The organism is Telluria sp. RT2P19, from assembly GCF_059685725.1.
Window position 1 is genome coordinate 122,467 of sequence record NZ_JCASIL010000004.1, and the last position, 21,764, is coordinate 144,230.

At 66.1% G+C, this 21,764-nt stretch carries 21 protein-coding genes and 1 other RNA gene; 11 read left to right on the forward strand and 11 right to left on the reverse strand.

What is annotated here, in order from left to right; translation table 11 throughout:
- Position 1: 1 nt before the first annotated feature.
- Genes AC56KW_RS06775 through mraZ form a run of 6 tightly spaced genes read right to left on the reverse strand, consistent with a single transcriptional unit; the run spans position 2 to position 6,358 of the window.
- A complete protein-coding gene (locus tag AC56KW_RS06775) occupies positions 2–1,387 on the reverse strand; it encodes a UDP-N-acetylmuramoyl-tripeptide--D-alanyl-D-alanine ligase (RefSeq protein ID WP_497169975.1) in 1,386 nt (461 codons plus the stop codon).
- Complete coding sequence (locus AC56KW_RS06780; protein ID WP_497170228.1) at positions 1,387–2,919, reverse strand: UDP-N-acetylmuramoyl-L-alanyl-D-glutamate--2,6-diaminopimelate ligase; 1,533 nt, start codon at positions 2,917–2,919, stop codon at positions 1,387–1,389. Before AC56KW_RS06780 ends, AC56KW_RS06775 begins: the two co-directional genes overlap by 1 nt.
- A complete protein-coding gene (locus AC56KW_RS06785) occupies positions 2,919–4,697 on the reverse strand; it encodes a peptidoglycan D,D-transpeptidase FtsI family protein (protein WP_497169976.1) in 1,779 nt (592 codons plus the stop codon). Before AC56KW_RS06785 ends, AC56KW_RS06780 begins: the two co-directional genes overlap by 1 nt.
- Positions 4,694–4,966 carry a cell division protein FtsL gene (ftsL, locus tag AC56KW_RS06790; protein ID WP_497169977.1) on the reverse strand — a complete coding sequence of 91 codons (273 nt, stop codon included), beginning with the start codon at positions 4,964–4,966 and terminating at the stop codon, positions 4,694–4,696. The genes AC56KW_RS06785 and ftsL overlap by 4 nt, the downstream gene beginning before the upstream one ends.
- A complete protein-coding gene (gene rsmH, locus AC56KW_RS06795) occupies positions 4,963–5,922 on the reverse strand; it encodes a 16S rRNA (cytosine(1402)-N(4))-methyltransferase RsmH (RefSeq protein WP_497169978.1) in 960 nt (319 codons plus the stop codon). Before rsmH ends, ftsL begins: the two co-directional genes overlap by 4 nt.
- Positions 5,923–5,929: 7 nt before the next feature.
- Positions 5,930–6,358: a division/cell wall cluster transcriptional repressor MraZ gene (gene mraZ / locus AC56KW_RS06800; RefSeq protein ID WP_497169979.1), complete on the reverse strand. Its 429-nt coding sequence runs from the start codon at positions 6,356–6,358 to the stop codon at positions 5,930–5,932.
- 528 nt (positions 6,359–6,886) lie between these two features.
- On the opposite strand from mraZ, the gene AC56KW_RS06805 reads away from it, so the two are divergent.
- The 9 genes from AC56KW_RS06805 to AC56KW_RS06845 all read left to right on the forward strand — a co-directional run bounded on the left by AC56KW_RS06805 (position 6,887) and on the right by AC56KW_RS06845 (position 14,161).
- Entirely contained in the window at positions 6,887–7,516 is a 630-nt protein-coding gene (locus AC56KW_RS06805; RefSeq protein WP_497169980.1) for a response regulator, read from the forward strand.
- A 113-nt stretch (positions 7,517–7,629) separates the two neighbouring features.
- Positions 7,630–7,995 (forward strand): response regulator transcription factor, encoded by a 366-nt coding sequence (locus AC56KW_RS06810; RefSeq protein WP_497169981.1) that lies wholly within the window; start codon positions 7,630–7,632, stop codon positions 7,993–7,995.
- Between the two features lie 289 nt (positions 7,996–8,284).
- Positions 8,285–8,542 (forward strand): hypothetical protein, encoded by a 258-nt coding sequence (locus AC56KW_RS06815; RefSeq protein ID WP_497169982.1) that lies wholly within the window; start codon positions 8,285–8,287, stop codon positions 8,540–8,542.
- Positions 8,543–8,619: 77 nt separating this feature from the next.
- Entirely contained in the window at positions 8,620–9,654 is a 1,035-nt protein-coding gene (locus tag AC56KW_RS06820) for an AraC family transcriptional regulator (RefSeq protein ID WP_497169983.1), read from the forward strand.
- A gap of 44 nt (positions 9,655–9,698) precedes the next feature.
- Positions 9,699–10,253 carry a carboxymuconolactone decarboxylase family protein gene (locus tag AC56KW_RS06825; protein WP_497169984.1) on the forward strand — a complete coding sequence of 185 codons (555 nt, stop codon included), beginning with the start codon at positions 9,699–9,701 and terminating at the stop codon, positions 10,251–10,253.
- A complete protein-coding gene (locus AC56KW_RS06830; protein ID WP_497169985.1) occupies positions 10,253–11,338 on the forward strand; it encodes an acyl-CoA dehydrogenase family protein in 1,086 nt (361 codons plus the stop codon). The genes AC56KW_RS06825 and AC56KW_RS06830 overlap by 1 nt, the downstream gene beginning before the upstream one ends.
- Positions 11,338–12,108 (forward strand): ABC transporter ATP-binding protein, encoded by a 771-nt coding sequence (locus AC56KW_RS06835; protein WP_497170229.1) that lies wholly within the window; start codon positions 11,338–11,340, stop codon positions 12,106–12,108. The genes AC56KW_RS06830 and AC56KW_RS06835 overlap by 1 nt, the downstream gene beginning before the upstream one ends.
- Positions 12,109–12,164: 56 nt before the next feature.
- Entirely contained in the window at positions 12,165–13,391 is a 1,227-nt protein-coding gene (locus AC56KW_RS06840; protein WP_497169986.1) for an ABC transporter substrate-binding protein, read from the forward strand.
- Between the two features lie 2 nt (positions 13,392–13,393).
- Positions 13,394–14,161 (forward strand): ABC transporter permease, encoded by a 768-nt coding sequence (locus AC56KW_RS06845; protein WP_497170230.1) that lies wholly within the window; start codon positions 13,394–13,396, stop codon positions 14,159–14,161.
- 160 nt (positions 14,162–14,321) lie between these two features.
- Here the strand turns inward: AC56KW_RS06845 and AC56KW_RS06850 are convergent, their stop codons facing one another.
- The 5 genes from AC56KW_RS06850 to AC56KW_RS06870 all read right to left on the reverse strand — a co-directional run bounded on the left by AC56KW_RS06850 (position 14,322) and on the right by AC56KW_RS06870 (position 18,306).
- Positions 14,322–14,573: a hypothetical protein gene (locus tag AC56KW_RS06850; protein ID WP_497169987.1), complete on the reverse strand. Its 252-nt coding sequence runs from the start codon at positions 14,571–14,573 to the stop codon at positions 14,322–14,324.
- Between the two features lie 17 nt (positions 14,574–14,590).
- Positions 14,591–16,096, reverse strand: a complete 1,506-nt coding sequence (gene glpK / locus AC56KW_RS06855; protein ID WP_497169988.1) for a glycerol kinase GlpK — start codon at positions 16,094–16,096, stop codon at positions 14,591–14,593.
- Positions 16,097–16,212: 116 nt separating this feature from the next.
- Positions 16,213–16,560, reverse strand: an RNA gene (rnpB, locus tag AC56KW_RS06860) — RNase P RNA component class A.
- A 195-nt stretch (positions 16,561–16,755) separates the two neighbouring features.
- The gene (locus AC56KW_RS06865) at positions 16,756–17,055 is read right to left on the reverse strand and encodes a lysozyme family protein (RefSeq protein WP_497169989.1); all 300 of its coding nucleotides are present in this window, start codon (positions 17,053–17,055) and stop codon (positions 16,756–16,758) included.
- A gap of 111 nt (positions 17,056–17,166) precedes the next feature.
- Positions 17,167–18,306, reverse strand: coding sequence for a S41 family peptidase (locus AC56KW_RS06870; protein WP_497169990.1), 1,140 nt, complete (start codon positions 18,304–18,306; stop codon positions 17,167–17,169).
- A gap of 186 nt (positions 18,307–18,492) precedes the next feature.
- On the opposite strand from AC56KW_RS06870, the gene AC56KW_RS06875 reads away from it, so the two are divergent.
- Entirely contained in the window at positions 18,493–20,193 is a 1,701-nt protein-coding gene (locus AC56KW_RS06875) for a thiamine pyrophosphate-binding protein (protein ID WP_497169991.1), read from the forward strand.
- Positions 20,194–20,636: 443 nt separating this feature from the next.
- The gene (gene ftsY, locus AC56KW_RS06880; protein WP_497169992.1) at positions 20,637–21,758 is read left to right on the forward strand and encodes a signal recognition particle-docking protein FtsY; all 1,122 of its coding nucleotides are present in this window, start codon (positions 20,637–20,639) and stop codon (positions 21,756–21,758) included.
- Positions 21,759–21,764 lie beyond the last annotated feature (6 nt).

Consider the following 21,764-nt stretch of genomic DNA (forward strand, 5'->3'; position numbering starts at 1 on the left):
ATTAGTGGGCGTCCTTGCCAATGGTGGTTGATCCGGTCAGGTGCTGGACCACGCGTTCCATCTTCATGAAACGGGATCCCTTCACCAGCACAGTCGCCTTAAGATTGGTCATTGATGCGTTGCCGCCCAGCTCTTCATCCAGTGCTGCCAATAATTCGTCGAACTGCTCGTAATGCCGTGCTCCCGACGCGGCCAGATGGCGCGCCAGCTCGCCCGTCGCGAGCACGGTCTCGATGCCACGCGTTACTGCGTAGGCGCCGATTTCTTCGTGAAACTGTTTTCCTTGCGCGCCGACCTCGCCCATATCGCCCACGACCAGGATGCGTGGCGCCGGATAGGCCGCCAGCACATCGATCGCGGCGCGCATCGAGTCGGGATTCGCGTTATAGGTATCGTCGATGACGGTCGCGCCGCTCGAAGCCTGCTTGCGCTGCAGGCGGCCGCCGACCGGCGCGAAGGCTTCCAGGCCGCGCACGATGGCGTCCTGGTCGACGCTGGCGCCGAGCGCGCAGGCGATCGCCGCCAGCGCGTTGCGCACATTGTGTTCGCCGGCCGCGGCCAGCTTGACGCCAAATCGCGCGCCGCGCGCCGTCACCTGCAGGTCGCTGCCGAAATCGCCAACGGCGTACGTGGCGCGCACGTCGCAGGCATCGGACAATCCAAAGGTCAAGACCTCGCACTTGGCCAGGCCGCGCCACAAGCCGGTATAGGTATCGTCGCCCGGGAACACGGCCACGCCATCGCTTGCCAGCGCCTGCAGCACCGTACCGTTCTCGCGCGCCACCGCTTCCACGGTGTGCATGAATTCCTGGTGCTCGCGCTGGGCGTTGTTGACCAGGCCCACGGTCGGCGTCGCGATCGCGGCCAGCCGGCCGATCTCGCCCGGATGATTCATGCCCAGTTCGACCACCGCAGCGCGGTGCTGCTCGCCGAGACGGAACAGCGTCAATGGCACGCCGATCTCGTTATTCAGGTTGCCCTGGGTCGCCAGGCGCGCATCTTCACCGACGGCCGCAGCCAGGATCGACGCAATCATTTCCTTGACCGTCGTCTTGCCATTGCTGCCGGTGACGCCGATGACAGGGATGGCAAACTGCGCGCGCCACGCATGAGCGATGCGGCCCAGCGCCACCAGCGTGTCCGGCACCACGATGGCCGGCAGCGTCCAGCCTTCGGGCAAACGCGACACGACCACCGCCGCCACGCCCTGTCCCGCGACCTGGTCGAGGAAGTCGTGCGCATCGAAGGTCTCGCCAACCAGCGCGACGAACAGCGCGCCGGCGCCAACCTTGCGCGAATCTAGCGACACGCCGTCGAACGATTCGTCAGTGCCGACCAGGCGCGCGCCCGGAATCGCAGCGACCAGTTGTTGCAGCGTACCGCGCATCAATGCGTCCTCAGCATGGTAAGCCGCGCCGTCAGTGCCAGCGAAGCGTGGTCGGCGTCCGAAAACGGCATCTTGCGGCCCTTGATTTCCTGGTAGGGCTCATGGCCCTTCCCCGCCAGCAGGATCACGTCCTGTTTGGCGGCCTGCTTCACCGCGAGCAGGATGGCGGCCGCGCGGTCTTCGACCGTCTGCAGGCGCGAGCCTGGGTGGTTCGCGTCCATGCCGGCCACGATCTGGGCGATGATTGTCGCGGGTTCTTCGCTGCGCGGGTTGTCGCTGGTGACCAGCACCTGGTCGGCGCCCTGCGCGATGCGGCCCATCTGCGGGCGCTTGCCCGGATCGCGGTCGCCGCCGCAGCCGAACACGCACCACAGCCGGCCGCCGCGGTCCAGCGCCACCTGGCGCAGCGCTTGCAGGGTCTTTTCCAGTGCATCCGGCGTGTGCGCATAGTCGATCACGACCATCGGCGCATCCGCCCCGCCCATCTGCTGCATGCGGCCCGGCGCCGGGACCAGGGTCTCGATCGCATCGACCGCGGACTTGAGGACGACGCCTTTGGCCAGCAGCGCGCCCAGCACCGCCAGCGTATTGCTGACGTTGTAGTTACCCACCAGCTGGGTGCGGATGGTCGCGTTGCCTTGCGGCGTCTCGACCTGGAACTCGGTGCCGGCGTTCTTGCTGCGCATGCCGCTCGCGCGCAGCATGGCCACGCCCTCGGGCGCCGCCGCATCCGCGATCGTATAGCCGGTGACCGCCAGTGCAGGGAAGTTCGTGCGCAGGCGCGCCACCAGGCGCCGTCCGGCCGGATCGTCGAGGTTCACCACCGCCTGCTTCAAGCCATCCCATTCGAACAGCTTGACCTTGGCCGCCTCATAGCTCTCCATGTCGCCATGGAAGTCGAGGTGATCGCGCGTCAGGTTGGTGAAGATCGCGACGTCGACGTGCATGCCGGCCGTGCGTTCCTGCACCAGGCCGATCGACGACGCTTCGATGGCGAGCGCGGTGGCGCCGCCCTTCTTCAGGTCGGCCAGCGTCGAGGCCAGCAGCACCGCGTCCGGCGTCGTGTAGCCGGTCACGTCGAACTGTGGCTGGGCCGAGGTCTTGCCCTTGATGAGTCCCACGCCCAGCGTGCCGATCACGGCGGCGGCTTCGCCCAGGCGCGCCAGCGCCTGCGCGGTCCACAGCGCGCACGAGGTCTTGCCATTGGTCCCGGTGACGGCCACGGTGAACATGGCGCTGTCCGGATAGTCCAGCACCGCGTGCGCGATCGGGCCGGCGTTCTTTTTCAAGTCAGGCACAGCCAGGTGCGGCAGGTCGAAGGAGGCGTCCCAGGTGAAACCGGCGGCCTCGAAGACCACGGCGGCGGCGCCGGCCTCGATGGCGGCCTCGATAAATCGACGACCGTCGGCGGCCTCGCCCGGATAGGCGAAGAACACGTCGCCAGGCTTGACGCGGCGCGAGTCGGAAACGAGACGGCCGCCTGGGGCGGCGGCGCGGGTCCACTGGATGATGTCGTGCAGGCTCGGGCCCATCACATGCTCTCCTCTAGAGGAACTTCCGGAATGATGATGTCCGTGATCGATGAATCGGGCGGCACGTTGGCGGCCCGTAGCGCATTGGCGAACAGGTCGGCGGCGGTCGGCGCGGCGACGTAGCCGCCGGTGCGCACGGGGCCGCTCGGGTCGTCGACCATCACCGCGATGATGAAGCGCGGCTTGGACATCGGCCCGATGCCGGCGAAGTAGCCGATATTGTTGGTGCGCGAATAGCGGCCGTTGACGATCTTTTCGGCGGTGCCGGTCTTGCCGCCGATGCGGTAGCCGGCGACCTGCGCGCGCGAGGCGGTGCCGCCCGGGCCCACCACCGACTCGAGCATGGTGCGCACCTGGGCCGCGGTCTTGGCCGAGATCACCTGCTGGCCGACCGGCTGTTCGTCGACCTTCAAGAACGACAGCGGGATGATGTCGCCGTTGCGGGCGAAGATCATATAGGAGCGCGCCATCTGCAGCAGCGACACCGACAGGCCGTGGCCGAAGGCCATATTGGCGTATTCCACCGGCTTCCAGGTCTTGTAGGGACGCACGCGGCCGGCGGCGGCGCCGGGGAAGCCGAAGCGCGGCGCCTGGCCGTAGCCGACCTTGGTGTACAGCTCCCACATTTCCTGCTGCGGGATCATCTGGGCGATCTTGACCACGCCGAGGTTCGACGACTTCTGGATGATGCCGCTGACGGTCTGCACGCCGTAGTTGTGGAAGTCGCGGATGCGGCGTCCGGTCACCATCATATAGCCCGGATTGTTGTCGAACACGGTATCGGGCGTGATGCGGCCGGTTTCCAGGCCAAGCGCCACGGTAAGCGGCTTGATCGTCGAACCCGGCTCGAAGGTATCGGTGATGACGCGGTTGCGCAGCTGCTCGCCGGTCAGCTTGGAGCGGTCGTTCGGGTTGTAGGTCGGGTAGTTGGCCAGCGCAAGGACCTCACCCGTCTGCACGTCGAGCACCACGGCGGCGCCGGCCTTGGCGTTGAACTTCTCGACCGCGTTCTTGATGCTGGTGAAGGCGATGTACTGGAGCTTGCTGTCGACCGACAGGGTCAGGTCGCGGCCCTGGTGCGGTTCGCGGAACATGCCCAGGTCTTCGGCGATGTGGCCCAGGCGGTCCTTGATCACGCGGCGGCTGCCCGCCACGCCCATCAGGCTCTTCTGGTGCTGCAGCTCCATCCCTTCCTGGCCCTTGTCCTCGACGTTGGTGAAGCCCACCAGGTGGGTCATCACTTCGCCCTGCGGGTAGAAGCGCTTGTATTCCTTGCGCGTGTCGATGCCGTCGATCTTGAGCTTCAGGATCTGGTCGACGATCGGCATCTCGACCTGGCGCTTGAGATAGACGAAGGTGCGGTCGGAGTCGAGCTTCTTGCGCACCTCGGCTTCCGGCATCTCGAGCAGGCGCGCCAGCTCGCGCAGCTTTTCGGGCGGCGCTTTCAGCACGTCTTCGGGAATGCCCCAGATCGCGCGCACCGGCAGCGAGGTCGCCAGCACGGCGCCATTGCGGTCCAGGATGCGCCCGCGCGTGGCCGGCAGCTCGAGCGTGCGCTCGTAGCGGCTCTTGCCCTGTTTTTGCAGGAACTGGTTCGAGACGCCCTGCAGCCAGACCGCGCGCACGGCCAGCGCGGCGAAGGCCGCGAACAGGACGAACAGGACCAGGCGCGAACGCCAGTCGGGCAAGCGCACCGCCAGCACCGGGCTCTTGCTGAAAGCCACGCCCTTCGATGCAGCCACGCGCGCGTTGCTGTTCTTCATCGCGCCGCGCGTCATGGGGCGCCTTCGGTCAAGTACTGGGTACGGGCCGGGCTCAGCGGCGCCATCTCGAGCTGGGAGCGGGCGATCTGCTCGATGCGCTCGTTCTTGGCCAGGCGCGACTGGTCGAGCTGGAGCTGGTCCCAGTCAATGTCGAGCTGGCGCGCATGCTGTTGCAGTCGCTCGAGCTCGATGAGCAGGTGGCGCGCCTGGTAGCGGGCATTGACGACCGACAGCGCGCAGCCCACCAGCACGGTGGTCAGGAGCACGTTCAGCTTGACGCTCATGCAGGCGTCCCCAGGCGTTCGGCCACGCGCAGCACCGCCGAACGGGCACGCGGGTTTTCCGCCACTTCCGTCGCCGATGGCTTGATCTTGTCAATCAGCTTCATCTCGGGCTGCGGCAGGTCGACCGCGCGGATCGGCAGGCGCCGGTCGGGCTGCTCGACCTTGGCCTTGGAGGCGAGGAATTGCTTGACCATGCGGTCTTCCAGCGAGTGGAAGGAAATCACGGACATGCGGGCGCCCGGCGCCAGCATGCCGTAGGCGGCGCTCAGCCCTGCCTCGAGGTCCTCAAGCTCTTTATTGATGAAAATCCGGACAGCCTGAAAGGTCCTGGTTGCCGGATCCTTGCCTTTTTCCCAGCCCTTGACCGCGCTTGCCACGATTGCGGCAAACTGTCGTGTGCTTGAAATTGGTTCGACTGCGCGGCGAGCAACAATCGCCTTTGCAATCTGAAAAGCATACCGCTCTTCTCCATAATCGCGTATCACCTTTTCCAATTGAGATTGCTCCGCGGTAGCAATCCACTCGGCCGCCGACATGCCGCGCGTGGTATCCATGCGCATGTCGAGGGGGCCGTCCTGGCGGAAGCTGAAACCGCGGCTGGCGTCGTCCACCTGGGGCGACGAGATACCCAGGTCGAGCAGGATGCCGTCGACCTGGTGGATGCCGCGCGCGGCCAGCGCATCATGCATCGTTGCAAAGCTGTCGTGGACGATCGTGAAGCGCGGATCGCCGATCTGTTCTGCGGTGGCAATTGCTTGCAGGTCTTTGTCGAACGCGAACAGGCGCCCTTGCGGGTCCAGGCGCGACAACAGCAGGCGGCTATGGCCGCCCCGACCAAAAGTGCCGTCTATATAGATACCGGAAGCACGCGCGCCCTCGAGGTTGAGCGCGTCGACCGCTTCGTCAAGCAGCACCGTTCGATGCTGGAATGCAGGCACCGTCATTGAATCCGTCATCGGCGCCTCAGAAGGAGAAGTTGGAAAGAACATCGGGCATGCCGCCGGAGACGGCCTCGGCCTCGTCTTCGGCCAGCTTGGCGGCATTCCAGATTTCGAAGTGGGTGCCCATGCCGAGCATCATCACTTCTTTTTCAAGCCCGACCGCGGCACGCAGTTCGGGAGAGATCAGCACGCGACCGGCGCTGTCGAGCTCGACATCGACGGCGTTGCCGAGGAAAATGCGCTGCCACGCCCTGGCCGACATGGGCCAGGCAGCGATTTGCTTGCGGTGCTCTTCCCATACGGGACGCGGGAAGAACAGGAGGCAGCCATGGGGGTGCTTGGTCAGGGTCATGCGACCCTCGCATTGAAGCGTGAGGGCGTCACGGTACTTGGCCGGAATCGACATTCGGCCTTTTGCATCGAGATTGATCGCGGACGCGCCCTGGAACACGTATTTACCTAGCTTTTGGAGAGTTGTTTGTCGTAGTTTGTCGGGCGCCGGGAGCCGAGGGAGTTACCCCACAACTCTCCCACAAATCGACACTTTTTCACACCGTTTCCCACTTTAGTGGAAGCAAGATTGGCGGTCAAGCGAATTCACGATTGAGAAAATCGAATTTTGCCAATGAAACCAAGGACTTAGATGCATGTTAGAGAGACCTGACTCAACAAAATATCTCATTACATCAGGGACTTAGCATTAGGAGTGAAAGAAAGCCCTGAGTTGTAATGACGATGTTTACGTTTGAGCAACGTCAATCAGAAGAATAATATTGACGTTAAGAAACAACTTGTGAGGCTTTTGTGTCACTGTATGGGCATCCAGTCCATTGCGAATGACAGCACTTCCTGGTCAATGCCGGCACCGTCTTTTTCCCTATGTTTTCGTCTGTAAATGCTTTACGACTGTGGCGCGCCGCGCACTACTTCCAGTTAACTATTTTGACTTTAGGAAACTAAAATCGTAATATCGGCAAATATGAAAACCCTTTCCGACCTCCAGCCGGCATCGAGCTACAACGCCGCGGACTATTGCTCGACCAAGGAGGCCGCGGCCATCCTCGGCGTTTCGCACCGCACGGTGCAGCTGTGGGTCGAGAACGGTACGCTGCAGGCCTGGCGCACCGCCGGCGGCCACCGCCGCATCACGGTGCAGTCGGTCAATCGCCTGGTCGACGGCCGGCGCCTGGCCATTGCCGGCCATGCCCCGGCCGCCCCGGCCGCGCCGATGTCGAGCGGACGGCGGGTGCTGGTGGTCGACGACGATCCGCTGATGCTGCGCCTGTACGAGCTCGAGATGACCGGCTGGGACCTGGACCTGGACGTGATCAAGGCGAACAACGGCTTCGAAGCGCTGATCCGCATCGGGGAGCAGCGCCCCGACCTCCTGGTCAGCGACCTGAACATGCCGGGAATGGACGGCTTCCGCATGATCCGTACCCTGCGCGAGGACAGCGGCACGACCGGCATGAAGATGATCGTGGTCAGCGGCCTGGACGGCGCGACAATCAAGGCCATGGGCCTGCCCTCCGACATTCCCGTCTTTCCCAAACCGGTACCGTTCGGCGAACTGCGCGCCGCCGTAGAGAGCGGCCTGGCGCGCGCCTAGCTGCTATGCTCGACATCGGGTGCCATGCGCCCGAGTTGACGGAGGATTGCCCGTGTCCGCCTTATCCTTGCCCCAACAAGCAGACGCTCCACCATCACGGCCTGGATACGGCCATGGATAAGACCATTCTCGTGGTCGACGACCAGGACGAATTGCGGCTGCTGATCTCGCTCAGCCTGCAATCGCTGGGCCGCATCGTCGAAGCATCCAACGCCGAGCAGGCGCTGGCCCGGTTCAATCAAGAGCGGCCAGACCTGGTCATGCTGGACATCTGGCTCGGACCCGGTGCCAGCGGTCTCGATCTATGCGCCGAACTAAGGCGCGACCCGCGCAATGCCGCTACCAGGATCGTCCTGCTGTCGGCCTGCGGCCAGCAAAGCGATATCGCGGCCGGCATGGCGGCCGGCGCCGATCTTTACCTGGTCAAGCCCTTCAGTCCCTTCGAACTCCTCGACGCCGTGCAGGGCCTGCTCGCCTGACTGGATAAAAAGTTCTATTTTCCAATAAAAGTTTCTTTAGAAACATTCCTCTAATTCATAGCAAAGTCCGCAAATCCGGCAAGCCTGCCGTTCTTCAGTGAATACACGGGCATTCATCCACCCCATGGCCAGGCGGTGGTACATTGACTGCGCCAACAATCCCGCCAAACCCGAAATCCGCCCTAACACCTGCCAGTCCGGTATCCATGCTGCCGCGCGCAAGCCTCTGGCAAAGCCGCTATGATGAATTCATCGCCTATATTTCCGCTCAGTCTACGCTTTGTTCACCATGTTGCGCGCATCCTGTCTCCCCGCGGCCAGCCTGGCCGCCGCCGCCCTGGCCTTGCCGGCGGTGGCGGACGCGCGCAGCGCATCGGCCAGCTTCGAAGCGCGCTTCGAGGTGGTCGCCGCCTGCTCGGTGAGCGTGGCCCATGCCGTTGCTGTCGCCTGCGCCAGCCCATCGACGCCCTACCTGGTGGACAACACCAGCGCGCCCTCGCACCGGATCGTGCCTGGCGACGCCAAGCGGGTGACAGTGTATTTTTAGGCAGCTAGACGTTTTTCTTATTTGCATATCAGTTTTTCTTCGTAGGCGGCCGGCCGGCCGCCACGGATAATGGCTGAGTGAATCGTTCCGCCCATTCCATTGCTCCTGCTGCCGATGCGGACCGTCTCGTGCACTGGCTGGTCGACAGCATGCAGCTGGATGCGACGCTCTTTCACCTCGGCCAATACTGCGGCCGCTGGCAGGCGTCCACCGCCGGCCGCGGCCTGGGCAGCTTCCACCTGGTGTTGCATGGCGAGTGCTACCTGCACGTCGAGGGCCGGGCGCCGGTCCGCCTGCGCGCGCGCGACGGCGTATTCATGTTGCGCGACACGCCGCACTTCCTGAGCCCGGAATCGGATCCCTGCACCGACCCGGCCACGGCCCGCCCCGGCGTGCCGATGCAGCGGCTCGGTCCGGCGGCGCCGGACGCCACGGCGCTGGCCTGCGGCTTCTTCCACTTGCGCAGCGCACTGAGCACCCTGATCGCCGATTCCTTCCCCGACAGTCTGGTGCTGCGCGCCGACGACCCGTCGCTGCAAGCGCTGAACGCGCTGTTCGAACTAATCCTGCTGGAGCCGGCGCGCGATCCGGAAACGCCGTCGCCGCTGGTGGCGCGCCTGGCCGAGCTGATGTTCTTCTATGCGATCCGCCACGTGGCGCGCCGGCAGGACATCGCCACCGGCCTCCTGGCCGTGGCCAGCCGCCCTGCCTTCTCGAGCCTGCTCGAGCGCATGATGCAGGAGCCGGGCCAGGACTGGTCGACCGAGAACATGGCGCGCGCGGCCCATATGTCGCGCTCGAGCTTTTATAAGCATTTCGGCGAGGCCAGCGGCCAGGCGCCGGCCCAGTTCCTGTTGCTGCTGCGTATGAAAATCGCGGCCCAGCGCCTGCATGGCGGCGCGACGGTCGAGCGCACCGCAAGGCACGTCGGCTACAGTTCCTATGCCGCCTTCTCGCGCGCCTTCCATAAAGTGATGGGCGAGCATCCAGGCACCTTCCGCCGAAGCCGCCACATCCATGTCAAGACGCGAGGCACCCCACCGATTCGGACGACCGAGCAGAAAACAAGGACGGGTGTGTCCAAACGTATTTTTCATTCGCCCTTAAAATGACGAGTTCATCCCTGTCATCCAACGCTTTATTGAAGAGAGCCGCCATGTCACGCCTTACCCTGCATACCCAAGAAACCGCGCCCGAAGGCAGCCGTCCCTTCGTGGACAAGGCCGTCGCCAACAATGGCTTCCTGCCGAACCTGATCGGCGTGCTGGCCAATTCGCCGCAAGCGCTGCAAACCTATATGACGGTGTCCGGCATCAATGCCGAGACCAGCCTCACCCTGCCGGAACGCGAAGTCGTGCAGATCACCGCCGCCCGCATCCACGGCTGCGACTTCTGCATCGCCGGCCATACCGCGATCGCCCTGAAGAAAGCCCAGTTGCCGGTCGAGACCGTGCGCGCCATGCAACAAGGCCAGGATACCGGCGACGCCAGGCTGGACGCCGTGCGCGTATTCTCCGAGGCAGTCATCGCCACCCGCGGCGGCGTCAGCGACGACGCCCTGGCCGCATTCAAGGCGGCCGGCTACAACGACCAGCAGGCGCTGGAAGTCGTGCTGGGCATCAGCCTGGCTACCCTGTGCAACTTCGCCAACACCCTGGCAGGCAACGCGATCAACCCGCAACTGCAACCTTTCGCCAGCGGGGCCATCTGATGTCGCACGGCGAACAAACGCCACGGCTGCCGGCCGACCTCCATGACTGGCTGCTGGCCAACGCCGACCAGCTCGACAGCACGCCGCAACTGGCGTCCGAGGTCGTGCCGCGCCTGGCCGGCGCCGGCCTGTTCGCCGTCGGCGTCCCGCAGCAATTCGGCGGCAGCGGCGGCGCCACGGTCGATGCGATCGACGCCATCGCCGCCGTCGCGGAGTATTCCGTCACCGCCGCCTTCGTGTTCTGGGGCCAGCGCACCTTCATCGAATACCTGCTGCAAAGCCCGAACGACGCCATGCGCGCGCGCTGGATCGGCCCGCTGATGCGCGGCGAGTTCGCCGGCGCCACCGGCCTGTCGAACGCGATGAAATTCCTGTCCGGGATCGAGTCGCTGCAGATCACCGCCACCCCGACCGAAGGAGGCTGGCAGCTGGACGGCGCGCTGGCCTGGATCACCAACCTGCGCAAGGAAGGCTTCATCGCCGCCGCCGCCGTCAACTCCGCCGGCGACCTGCCCCCGGCGGTGGTCGCGTTCATCAGCGACAGCGCCGGCGTCACGCGCAGCCCCGACCTGGAACTCATGGCCCTGCGCGGCAGCAACACCGCCGCCGTCAGGATCGAAGGCGTGCAGATCGGCGAAGGCGAGGTGCTGCATCCGAATGCGCGCGCCTGGCTGCCGGGCGTGCGTCCATCGTTCCTGGGCCTGCAATGCGGCCTGTCGATCGGCCTGGCGCGCGCCAGCCTGCGCGCGGCGCACACGCTGTCCACCGCCATGCGCGGCCCGCTGATCGAGCGCATCATGGCCCAGCAAGAGACGCTGGAGTCGCTGGTGACGCAGCTGAAGGACGGCGTGCTTGATGGCCGTTTCAAGACCGCGGCGGCGCCGATGTTCCGCCTGCGGATCGCGCTGGCCGAAGCCGTCCAGCAAGCGGTGATGCTCGAGCTGCAGGCCAGCGGCGGCCGCGCCTACCTGGTCGACCGCGACCGCAGCTTCGCGCGCCGCTGGCGCGAATCGGCGTTCATCCCGATCGTTACCCCGAGCCTGACCCAGTTGCAGGTCGAACTCGCGAAGCACGCCGCGGCATGATGGCGCAGGCGATCGAACAAGGCGCGACCGCGCTGTCGGCATCGAAGCTGCGCATCGGCTACGGCGGCAAGACCGTGGTGGACGATATCTCGCTCACCATCGACAAGCGCGAGATCGTCTGCCTGCTGGGCGGCAGCGGCTGCGGCAAGTCGACCCTGCTGCGCGGCCTGGCGGGACTGAGCCCGGCGCAGGCCGGCAGCGTCGGTTTTTTGGGCGAGCCGCTGCTGGAGCCGCATCCGCGCGCGGCGCTGGTGTTCCAGCAACCGAGCCTGCTGCCCTGGCTGAGCGTCGAAGGCAATGTCGGCTTCGGCCTGGATTTCGCGCGCCAGCCGGCGATCACGCGCGAGGCGCGCAAGTCGCGGGTGCTGGACGCCATCGAGGCGGTCGGCCTGGCGGCGCGCGCGCAAGCCTACCCGGCCCAGCTGTCCGGCGGCCAGGCCCAGCGCGTCGCGCTGGCGCGCGCACTGGCGCGCCAGCCCGAGCTGCTGTTCGCCGACGAGCCGTTCTCGGCGCTGGATGCGATTACCCGCGCCGAGATGCAGACCCTGCTGGTCGACCTGGTGCACCGCTGGCATACCGCCGCCCTCCTGGTGACCCACGATATCGACGAAGCGATCCTGGTCGCCGACCGCATTTTGCTGATGGCGGGCCAGCCCGGCCGCATCGTGCGCGAGTGGAAGGTGGACCTGCCGCGGCCGCGCCACGAGCACGCCGAGGACGTCGTCGCGCTGCGTCTGGACATCATCAAGGCGCTGCGCGCCGGCGCCTGACCCATGGCCACACGTTCCACGAGTTTTGAACCAAGCACCCATAACAAGGAAAACCCATGAGCAACCCGATCCATATCTGCGCTTCCTCCGACTGCGATTGCGGCATGACCCGGCGCGACTTCCTGCGCATGTCGGCCCTTACCTCTGCCGCGGCCGCGTCGCCGCTGCTGTTCGCGGGCGATGCGATGGCGCAGAACTTCAAGGGCGACGACCAGCCGGTCAAGATCGGCTACCTGCCGATCACCGACGCCGCCCCGCTGCTGGTGGCGCATGGACGCAAGCTGTTCGAGCAGCAGGGCTTGAAAGTCGAGACGCCGCGCCTGTTTCGCAGCTGGGCCCAGATCATCGAAGCCTTCGTGGCCGGCCAGGTCAATGTGATCCATTTGCTGTCGCCAGCGACGCTGTGGGTGCGCTACGGTTCGAAATTCCCGGCCAAGGTCGTGGCCTGGAACCACATCAACGGCTCGGCCCTGACGGTGCAGAACGAGATCAATACGGTGGCCGAGCTGGGCGGCAAGACCGTCGCGATCCCGTTCTGGTACTCGATCCACAACATCCTGCTGCAAAAAATCCTGGGCGCCAACAAGCTCAATGTCGTGACCCGCGCGCGCGGCGCCGAGATCAAGCCCAACGAAGTCAACCTGGTCGTGCTGGCGCCATCCGAAATGGTGTCGGCGCTGGCGACCAAGTCGATCGCCGGCTATATCGTGGCCGAGCCGTTCAATGCCGCGGCCGAGAATGCCAGGATCGGCAAGGTGCTGCGCTTCTCGGGTGACGTCTGGCAGAACCATGCCTGCTGCGTGACCTTCCTCGCCGAGCGCGACCTGAACGACAGGCCGGAATGGTCGCAGCGCGTGACCAACGCCATCGTCAATGCCCAGCTGTGGTCGCGTTCCAACCAGGTCGAGACGGCCAAGCTGCTGGCCGCCTCCGGCCCCAACAAGTACACGCCGCACAATCTGCAGGCGCTGACCAAGGTGCTGGCCGCCACCGACTATGCCGATTACGAGAAGCGCCGCATTGTCACTCATCCGGCCTGGAACCAGCGCCGCATCGACTTCCAGCCCTTCCCGTTCGCCTCGTACACCGAGGAACTGGTGCGCGCCATCGGCCAGACCAAGGTCGAGGGCGACACCAGCTTCCTGGCCAAGCTCGATCCGAAGTTCGTGGCGCGTGACCTGGTCGACGACCGCTTCGTGCGCAAATCGATCCAGGCCGTGGGCGGCCCCGCCAAGTTTGGCCTGCCGGCCAACCTGCTGCGCGCCGAAACCATCGCGGCCTGATGATGCTGGGACGTTTTTTGTGGCCGGTCGCCGGCTTTGCGATCGCGCTGCTGCTGTGGTCCTGGGGCGTCAAGGGACTCGAAGAGACCACGCCGATCGCGGCCATGTTCGCGCCGATGGAGACTTTCGATGCCTTCCGCGTCATGGTGCTGGGGCCCGACATCTGGCTGCACGTGGCCACCAGCCTCGAGCGGGTGGCCGTGGGCCTGGGCTTCGCGATCCTGTTCGGCGTGCCGCTCGGGATCCTGGTCGGCATGTCGAAGGCCTTCAGCCAGGCCAGCACGCCGCTGTTCCAGCTGCTGCGCATGGTCTCGCCGCTGTCGTGGATGCCGCTGGCGGTGATGGTGCTGGGCGTGGGCGACGCGCCCGTGTACTTCCTGCTGGCGTTTGCCGCCGTGTGGCCGCTGATGCTCAGCACCGCCGCCGGCGTGGCCCAGCTCGACCCCAACTGGATGCTGCTGGCGCGCTCGCTGTCGGCCACCAGGTGGGAAGTCATCTGGCGCCTGGTGCTGCCGGGGATCACGGCGCAGATCCTGACCGGCGTGCGCCTGGCGATCGGCATCATCTGGATCGTGCTGGTGCCGGCCGAGATGCTGGGCGTATCGGCCGGCCTTGGCTACTTCATCCTCGATACACGCGACCGCCTGGCGTATTCCGAACTGACGGCCGCCATCATCCTGATCGGCCTGCTCGGTTACGCGCTCGACTACGCGGCGCGCTTCGTGCACGCGCGCTGGCTGCATTCGGTGCCGTCCAATCCGCTACGCTGATCGCCTCCACTCCCCGCCCCGGCGGGGAATGTTGCTTCTGCCTCAGAACGTCAGCTGCACCGTGATCGTGTCGCGGTAATTTCCCGGTGTCGGCGCGCGCTGGCGCGGCCATGCATCATGACGCTCTGCGTCGCGCCGGTCCCGGTGCCGCTGCTCATCGTCACATCGAACTTGGCGGTGGCCGGCTGGCGGCATGGGCGCTGGTGAAAGGCATGACGGCAGCCAGGACAGCAGCCAATACGCGATTACGGTTCGAGGTCGACATCATTTCCGGTAGGTCGAGGACGCGCTCACCATGACGCGCAGAATTGCTCAACTCGGAAAATAGGCTACCTAGCTTCCGTGCGGAATCATTACTTTCATCGATCTTGCCGAGCATTTCAGTTTTACAGGTTTTATGCAACGGCGTCATATGGCTGCCACGTTTTCTCAATCATCTGGCGTGGCCCAGGAACGGGCATGCTCCACTGCCCGCCCCCAGCGCGCCATCAATTCGGCCCGGCGGCCGGCATCCATGCGCGGCGCATAGCGGCGCTCGACCTGCCACTGCGCCTCGATCGCCTCCAGCGACTCCCAATAGCCGCAAGCCAGGCCGGCCAGGTAGGCCGCGCCCAGGGCGGTCGTCTCGAGAACGCGCGGACGCACCACTTCGCAGCCCAGCAGGTCGGCCTGGAACTGCATCAGCAAGTCGTTGCGCGCGGCGCCGCCATCGGCGCGCAGCTCGGTGACGGCGCAGGCGGCGTCCTTCTGCATCGCGGCGAGCAGCTCGGCGCTCTGGTAGGCGATGGCCTCGACCGCGGCGCGCGCAATATGGGCGGCGCCCGTGCCGCGCGTCATGCCAAGGATGGTGCCGCGCGCATACGGATCCCAGTGCGGCGCGCCGAGGCCGGTAAAGGCCGGCACCAGCATCACGCCGCCGCTGTCCGGCACGCTGGTGGCAAGCGCCTCGACGTCACTCGACTGGCGGATGATGCCCAGGCCGTCGCGCAGCCACTGCACGGTGGCGCCGCCCATGAACACGCCGCCCTCCAGCAGGTAGTCGGTCCGGCCATTCACGGTCCAGCCGACGGTCGCCAGCAGGCGGTTGTGCGACACCGGTGGCGGGTCCTGTCCCGCTGCGCCGGCATGCATCAGCATGAAGCAGCCGGTGCCGTAGGTATTCTTGACCAGGCCCTTGCGGTGGCAGGCCTGCCCGAAGGTGGCCGCCTGCTGGTCGCCGGCGATGCCGGCGATCGGGATGGCGTGGCCAAACCATTCCTCGGCCGCCAGCCCGACCGTGCCGGCGCTGGGAACGAGCTCGGGCAGCAGTGCGCGCGGGATGCCGAACAGCGCCAGCAAGTCGTCGTCCCAGTCCAGCGTGTGGATGTTGAACAGCATCGTGCGCGCGGCGTTGCTGGTGTCGGTGACGTGGCGGCCGCACAGGCGGTAGACCAGCCAGCTGTCGACCGTGCCGAAGGCCAGCTCGCCCTTCTCGGCGCGGGCGCGGGCGCCGGGAACACGCTCGAGCAGCCATTGCAGCTTGGTGGCCGAGAAATACGCGTCGAGCTCGAGGCCGCAGCGCTCCTGGATGAAGGCCGCCCGGCCCGCTTCGCGCAGGCGGTCGCAGGCACCGGCGGTGCGCCGGTCTTGCCACACGATGGCGTTGGCCACCGGTTCGCCGCTGGCGCGCTCCCACAGCAGCGTGGTCTCGCGCTGGTTGGCGATGCCGATCGCGGCGACCTGCGAGGCCTTGACGCCGCTGTGCGCCAGCACCTCGCGCGCGCAGGCGAGCTGGCTGTGCCAGATGTCGAGCGGATCGTGTTCGACCCAGCCGGGCTGGGGGAAGTGCTGGGGAAATTCGCGCTGGCAGCTGGCCACGGGCAAGCCGGCGCGGTCGAACACGATGGCGCGCGAGCTGGTCGTGCCCTGGTCGAGGGCGAGGATGTAGTGGGTCAATCGCGTCTCCGGGCTTTGGTCACGCGGCGGCCGGCACGGCACGCCACCCGCTAGCGGTCCGGGACGACCGTCGACGACGCACGTGGCTCATGTGGCGCACGCGCGTCAGGAATTAAAAGTAAAGCAGGCCGATAGGCCGGATTCTGTGTAGCGCCACCTTGCGGCGGCACTTGGACAGCCATTCCTCTAGGCGCTGGATTACTCCAGCGCTCAAGCTTCCTACCCGCACGCTCCGCGAGCAACATCAACGCGTGCCTATTTGGAATTGCTCCAGGTGGAGGTTACCGCGTTTCACCGTAACTGAATACGCTCGTCTCTGTGGCCCTATTCCTCGCCTTATACCACTGGCTTGCGCCAGCGGACTTCAGCGGACGGCCGTTAACCGTCACCCCGCTCTATGGAGTCCGGACCTTCCTCCCGTCCACGACCTTGCGGCGTGGACCAGCGACTGTCTGGCCTGCTTCACGGGCGCCATTGTACCCGATCGCGCGACGTCGACCTGCTTCGGTTTACCGACGCGAATTGCCTCGAAGAAGATTCCGTCTTTGGCGATGAGCAGGCGACGACGGTCGATCGGTATCGATCTCCGCGCGCTTGCCCATTCCAGCCCCAGGCAAACCAGCAACAGGCCCTGGCGATTGATCGAATACCGATGGCGCTCATCGTGAAACCTCCCTGGTCGGCGGAACTGGTGCACTCATCAAGGGTAGGCTTTCCTCATGACGACGATTGGCCAGCCGCTGGCGCACGAGCACGAGCACGAGCACGAACTTGCCATTCTTCCTGACCTTGACCATTATGCTTTTGCACATCTGCACACCCGCTGCGTGCAAATCGCCGGAGTTGACGAGCTTGAAGATTGGCCGCGCGCCTGTCATACCGAGGTTGAAGGTGCAACTTTCCTCCACGGACGATCCCCCCTGACCCGATTGGCTGGCCAGCGAGCGCCCAAGATGCATTGTCCTCAATCAGCAGAATCAGCGCTTGGCGAAGTCAGCAACTCCCCGAATCCTTCCAGACTGATCTGCTGTCCAGCCCTCGCGACAAGGCCAGCGACTGGCCAGTCTACGTCATGGCGGCGCCGTACCCGATGGGGACGCGGCTGGCTGCATTGCATCGCCCGCGAGCCAGCGCCGCACCGTGTCCACCTCGGCATCGCGCCCGGCCGCATCGCGCGGCGCGGGCAGCAGGATGTCGGGCTGGATGCCGGCGGCGTCGACGTGCATGTCCGGCAGGCGGGTCGAGCGCGAGGTCGCATAGAACAGGACCCGGCTTGACGCCAGCTTGTAGGGACGCAGGTTCGAGAAATCGAGGGCGCCCATGGTGGGGCGGCCCACGATCTTGACCCGGAAGCCCGTGCGCGCCTCGAGCACGAACTGCTCGCAGCTGCTGGCGCAGGCGCGATCGATCAGGATGGCGATGCGCGCGGGACGATCGGCCTCGGCGCCGACCGGGTCGGACACGACACGCTGCCTGCTGCTCAGCACGAAGCTGCCCATCGGCGCCGCGCGCATGGCCGCTACCAGCGGCGCGATCCACTGCGCACAGGCCGCCGGCGCGCCGACGTAGGCGCAAACATCCTGCTGCGACTGGATATTTGCCCGGGTCGCGAGATATTCGACGCCGTGGCGGTGCACATAACCATCGAGCAGAAATGGCAGGAGCGGCGCGTAACTGCCGTCGTCACCGCCATCGTTGGCGCGCACGTCGACGATCCAGTGCTGGCGCGATGCGAGCTCGGCGCGATGTTCGGCCAGCAGTGAAGCGATGCGCCGACCATAGCCGTACTGGAAGCTGGGTAGTATCCACAGCACCGTGTCCTGGTCCAGGATACGTAGCCGGGGCGCGCGCGGATCCACGCCGTTCGGCCCCGAAGCTGCGCTGGACGCGGTGCCGGCCGCGGTGCCGGCTGCGGGAATGAGCTGGAGGTGGGTGGGCCGCCAGGCACGCAGATAGGTTTGCAGGATGCCGTCGCAGGCCGCCACGTCCGCCGCCTCGGCTGCCGCCGCGCGCGCCGTATCGGCAGCCACACCGATCGCCGCACCATGGCTGGCCAGGTGCGCACTGGCGCCGGCGTCGTTCGCCTGCATGAAATGGCTTAGATCGGCCAGGTCGGCTTGGCACTGCGCGGCGGCGCTGCCCGCGGCGAACGCCGGGACTGCCTGCAGCGCAATGGACAGGATCAGGATGCTGCGAACGACAGGTTGCATAAATAAATGCCTGAGTAAAAAATAAATCATACAGGCAGCGCGCGGTGATAGGACCATGACAGATCGTCCCGGTCGGCTGATGAACCCGCCTTTCCTTTTCTGTAATTTGATGTCGCCATTTCAAAAGCCACTGCCGGGCCGCTCCCCTAGAATGCCCGCAAGCCTCTCTGACATGGATGACTCAACATGACGCACCCTTCCCGCACCGGCGGCCAGATCCTGGTCGACGCGCTCCACGTCCACGGTGTCGACACCGCCTTCGGCGTCCCCGGCGAAAGCTACCTGGACGTGCTCGATGCGCTGCACGACTCGGACATCCGTTTCGTGATCAACCGCCAGGAAGGGGGCGCGGCATTCATGGCCGAGGCCTACGGCAAGATGACCGGCAAACCCGGCATCTGCTTCGTCACCCGCGGTCCCGGCGCCACCAATGCCTCGATCGGCGTGCATACCGCGTTCCAGGACTCCACGCCGCTGATCCTGTTCATCGGCCAGGTGGGCAACGACTTCATCGACCGCGAGGCGTTCCAGGAAATCGACTACCGCCGCATGTATGGGCAGATGGCGAAATGGGTGGCCCAGATCGACCGCGCCGAGCGCATCCCCGAATACCTGGCGCGCGCCTTCCAGGTCGCCACCAGCGGACGCCCCGGCCCGGTCGTGCTGGCGCTGCCGGAAGACATGCTGGTCTCGACCGCGGCGGTCGCCGACACCCGCCCCTACCAGCCGGCGCACGGCGCTCCATCGGGCGAGCAGATCGGCCAGCTGCGCGCCATGCTCGCCGGGAGCCAGCGCCCGCTCGTGCTGCTCGGCGGCGGCACCTGGAACGCCCAGGCCTGCGCCGACCTGGCCCGCTTCGCCGAAGCCAACCACTTGCCGGTCGGCTGCACCTTCCGTTTCCAGGACCTGCTCGACAACGCCCACCCGAACTACGTCGGCGACGTCGGCATCGGCATCAATCCGACGCTGGCGGCGCGCGTAAAAGAGGCCGACCTGGTGATCGCCATCGGCCCGCGCCTGGGCGAGATGACCACCGGCGGCTATACGCTGCTCGATTCACCGGTGCCGCGCCAGCGCCTGGTCCACATCCACCCGGACCCGGAGGAGCTGGGCAGCGTCTACCAGGGTGAACTCATGATCGCCAGCGGCATGCCGCAAGCCTGCGCCATGCTGGCCGCGATGGAACCGGTCGACGCCGGCGCCTGGCAAGGCACTGTGGCCGAAGCCAGGGCGGAACTGGCCGCCTGGCAGGCGCAGCCAGCGCTATTGCAGGAAGGCGTGCCGCTCGACCTGTGGCAGGTGGTGCAGGACCTGCAGGCGGCCCTGCCGCACGACGCCATCATCACGAATGGCGCCGGCAACTACGCCTCGTGGGCGCACCGCTTCTATCGCTACGGCGGCATGCGCACCCAGCTGGCGCCGACCAACGGCGCGATGGGCTACGCCGTACCGGCCGGCGTGGCGGCCAAGATCGTGTGGCCGGAGCGCGCAGTGGTGACCTTCGCCGGCGACGGCGAATTCATGATGACGGGCCAGGAACTGGCGACCGCCGTGCAATACGGCGCCGGCGTCGTGATCCTGGTGTTCAACAATAATATGTTCGGCACCATCCGCATGCACCAGGAGCGCACCTATCCGGGCCGCGTCTCGGGCACGGGGCTGCACAATCCGGACTTCGCCGCCCTCGCGCGCGCCTATGGCGGCCATGGCGAAATCGTCGACAAGACCGAGGATTTCGCGCCGGCGCTGCGCCGCGCGCTCGAGCATGCCGAGCAGAACAAGCTGCCGGCCGTGATCGAATTGCGCTACGACGGCAACCTGATCACCCCGAACGCCACGCTGGACACGATTCGGAAACAGGCCCAAAGCGCCAGGGCCGGCCGCTGACGCTGGAGCGGCGGCGGCCGGGCCCGAGCCCCGGCCCGGCCGGCAGCGGGACCGGCCGGTCGAACAGGCTGGCCGGCTCGCCGGACGGCTGGGTAAGGAGCAGCGCCACCAGGGCAATGAAGGCCCGGACGGCCGTGGTGCAGGATGCCGGCGCGGCCGTCCATGGCGTTGTCGCCATATGGCAGCCGCCTGAAGAAGGCTGGGGTTTTCACGGTGTGCCCCGTCCGTTGTCGGCGTTGATCTCTCTGTCATCAATCCAGTCCACCCTGGCGCCATGCTGTCGAGCAGACGCCGAAGATATGACAGCCGCGTGCGGTCATGGTGCCGCTCGCGTGCACGCTTGTGTGTAATCCAATTCCGTATTGCTGCTCTGGTAAAATATTCGCTGGCTTTTTCATCGCCGGTCCCGCCGGCGTCCGCACGCAGTCCCGCCACCAGACACTATGTTTAGCTTCTTCAAGAGAAAAAAAGCGCCCGAGACCCCGGCGCCGGAACCGGTCGTGCCGGCCGTGCCGACGCCGGCCCCGGCGCCCGCGCCCAGGGCCGCCCCGGCCCCTGCCGCGCCGCGCCCGGTCGTTTCCCAGGCCCCCGCCGAAGCCAGCGTCCTGCACGAAGGCGCCAACCTGTTCCCCGAGACCGCAGAACGCCCCACCACGGCGGCTGAAAAGAAGACTTCGTGGATGGCGCGCCTGAAGGCCGGCCTGTCCAAGACCTCGAGCAACCTGTCGCTGCTGTTCGTGGGCGCCCGCATCGACGAAGACCTGTACGAGGAACTCGAAGCGGCCCTGCTGATGTCGGACGCCGGCATGGCCGCCACCGAGCACCTGCTGGGTGAACTGCGGCGCAAGGTCAAAGAGGACAAATTGCTCGACGCCGCCGCCGTCAAGGCCGCGCTCAAGGAGCTGATGATCGAGCTGCTCCTGCCGCTGCAAAAGCCGCTCGAACTCGGCCGCCACGAGCCGCTGGTGATGATGATCTCGGGCGTCAACGGCGCCGGCAAGACCACCACCATCGGCAAGCTGGCCAAGCACATGCAAGGCTTCGACCAGTCGGTGCTGCTGGCCGCCGGCGACACCTTCCGCGCCGCCGCGCGCGAGCAGTTGATGGTCTGGGGCCAGCGCAACAACGTCACCGTGATCTCGCAGCAGTCGGGCGACCCGGCCGCGGTCGCCTTCGACGCGGTGCAGTCGGGCAAGGCGCGCGGGACCGATGTCGTGATGGTCGACACCGCCGGCCGCCTGCCGACCCAGCTGCACCTGATGGAAGAACTGAAAAAGATCAAGCGCGTGATCGGCAAGGGCATGGATGGCGCGCCGCACGAGACGCTGCTCGTCATCGATGGCAACACCGGCCAGAACGCACTGGCGCAGGTGAAGGCTTTCGACGATGCGCTGCAACTGACCGGCCTGGTCGTGACCAAGCTGGACGGCACCGCCAAGGGCGGCGTGCTGGCGGCGATCGCGCGCACCCGTCCGATTCCCGTGTACTTCATCGGCGTGGGCGAGAAGCTGGAAGACCTGCAGCCCTTCAACGCCGAAGAATTCGTCGAAGCGCTTCTCGGATGACGGGGC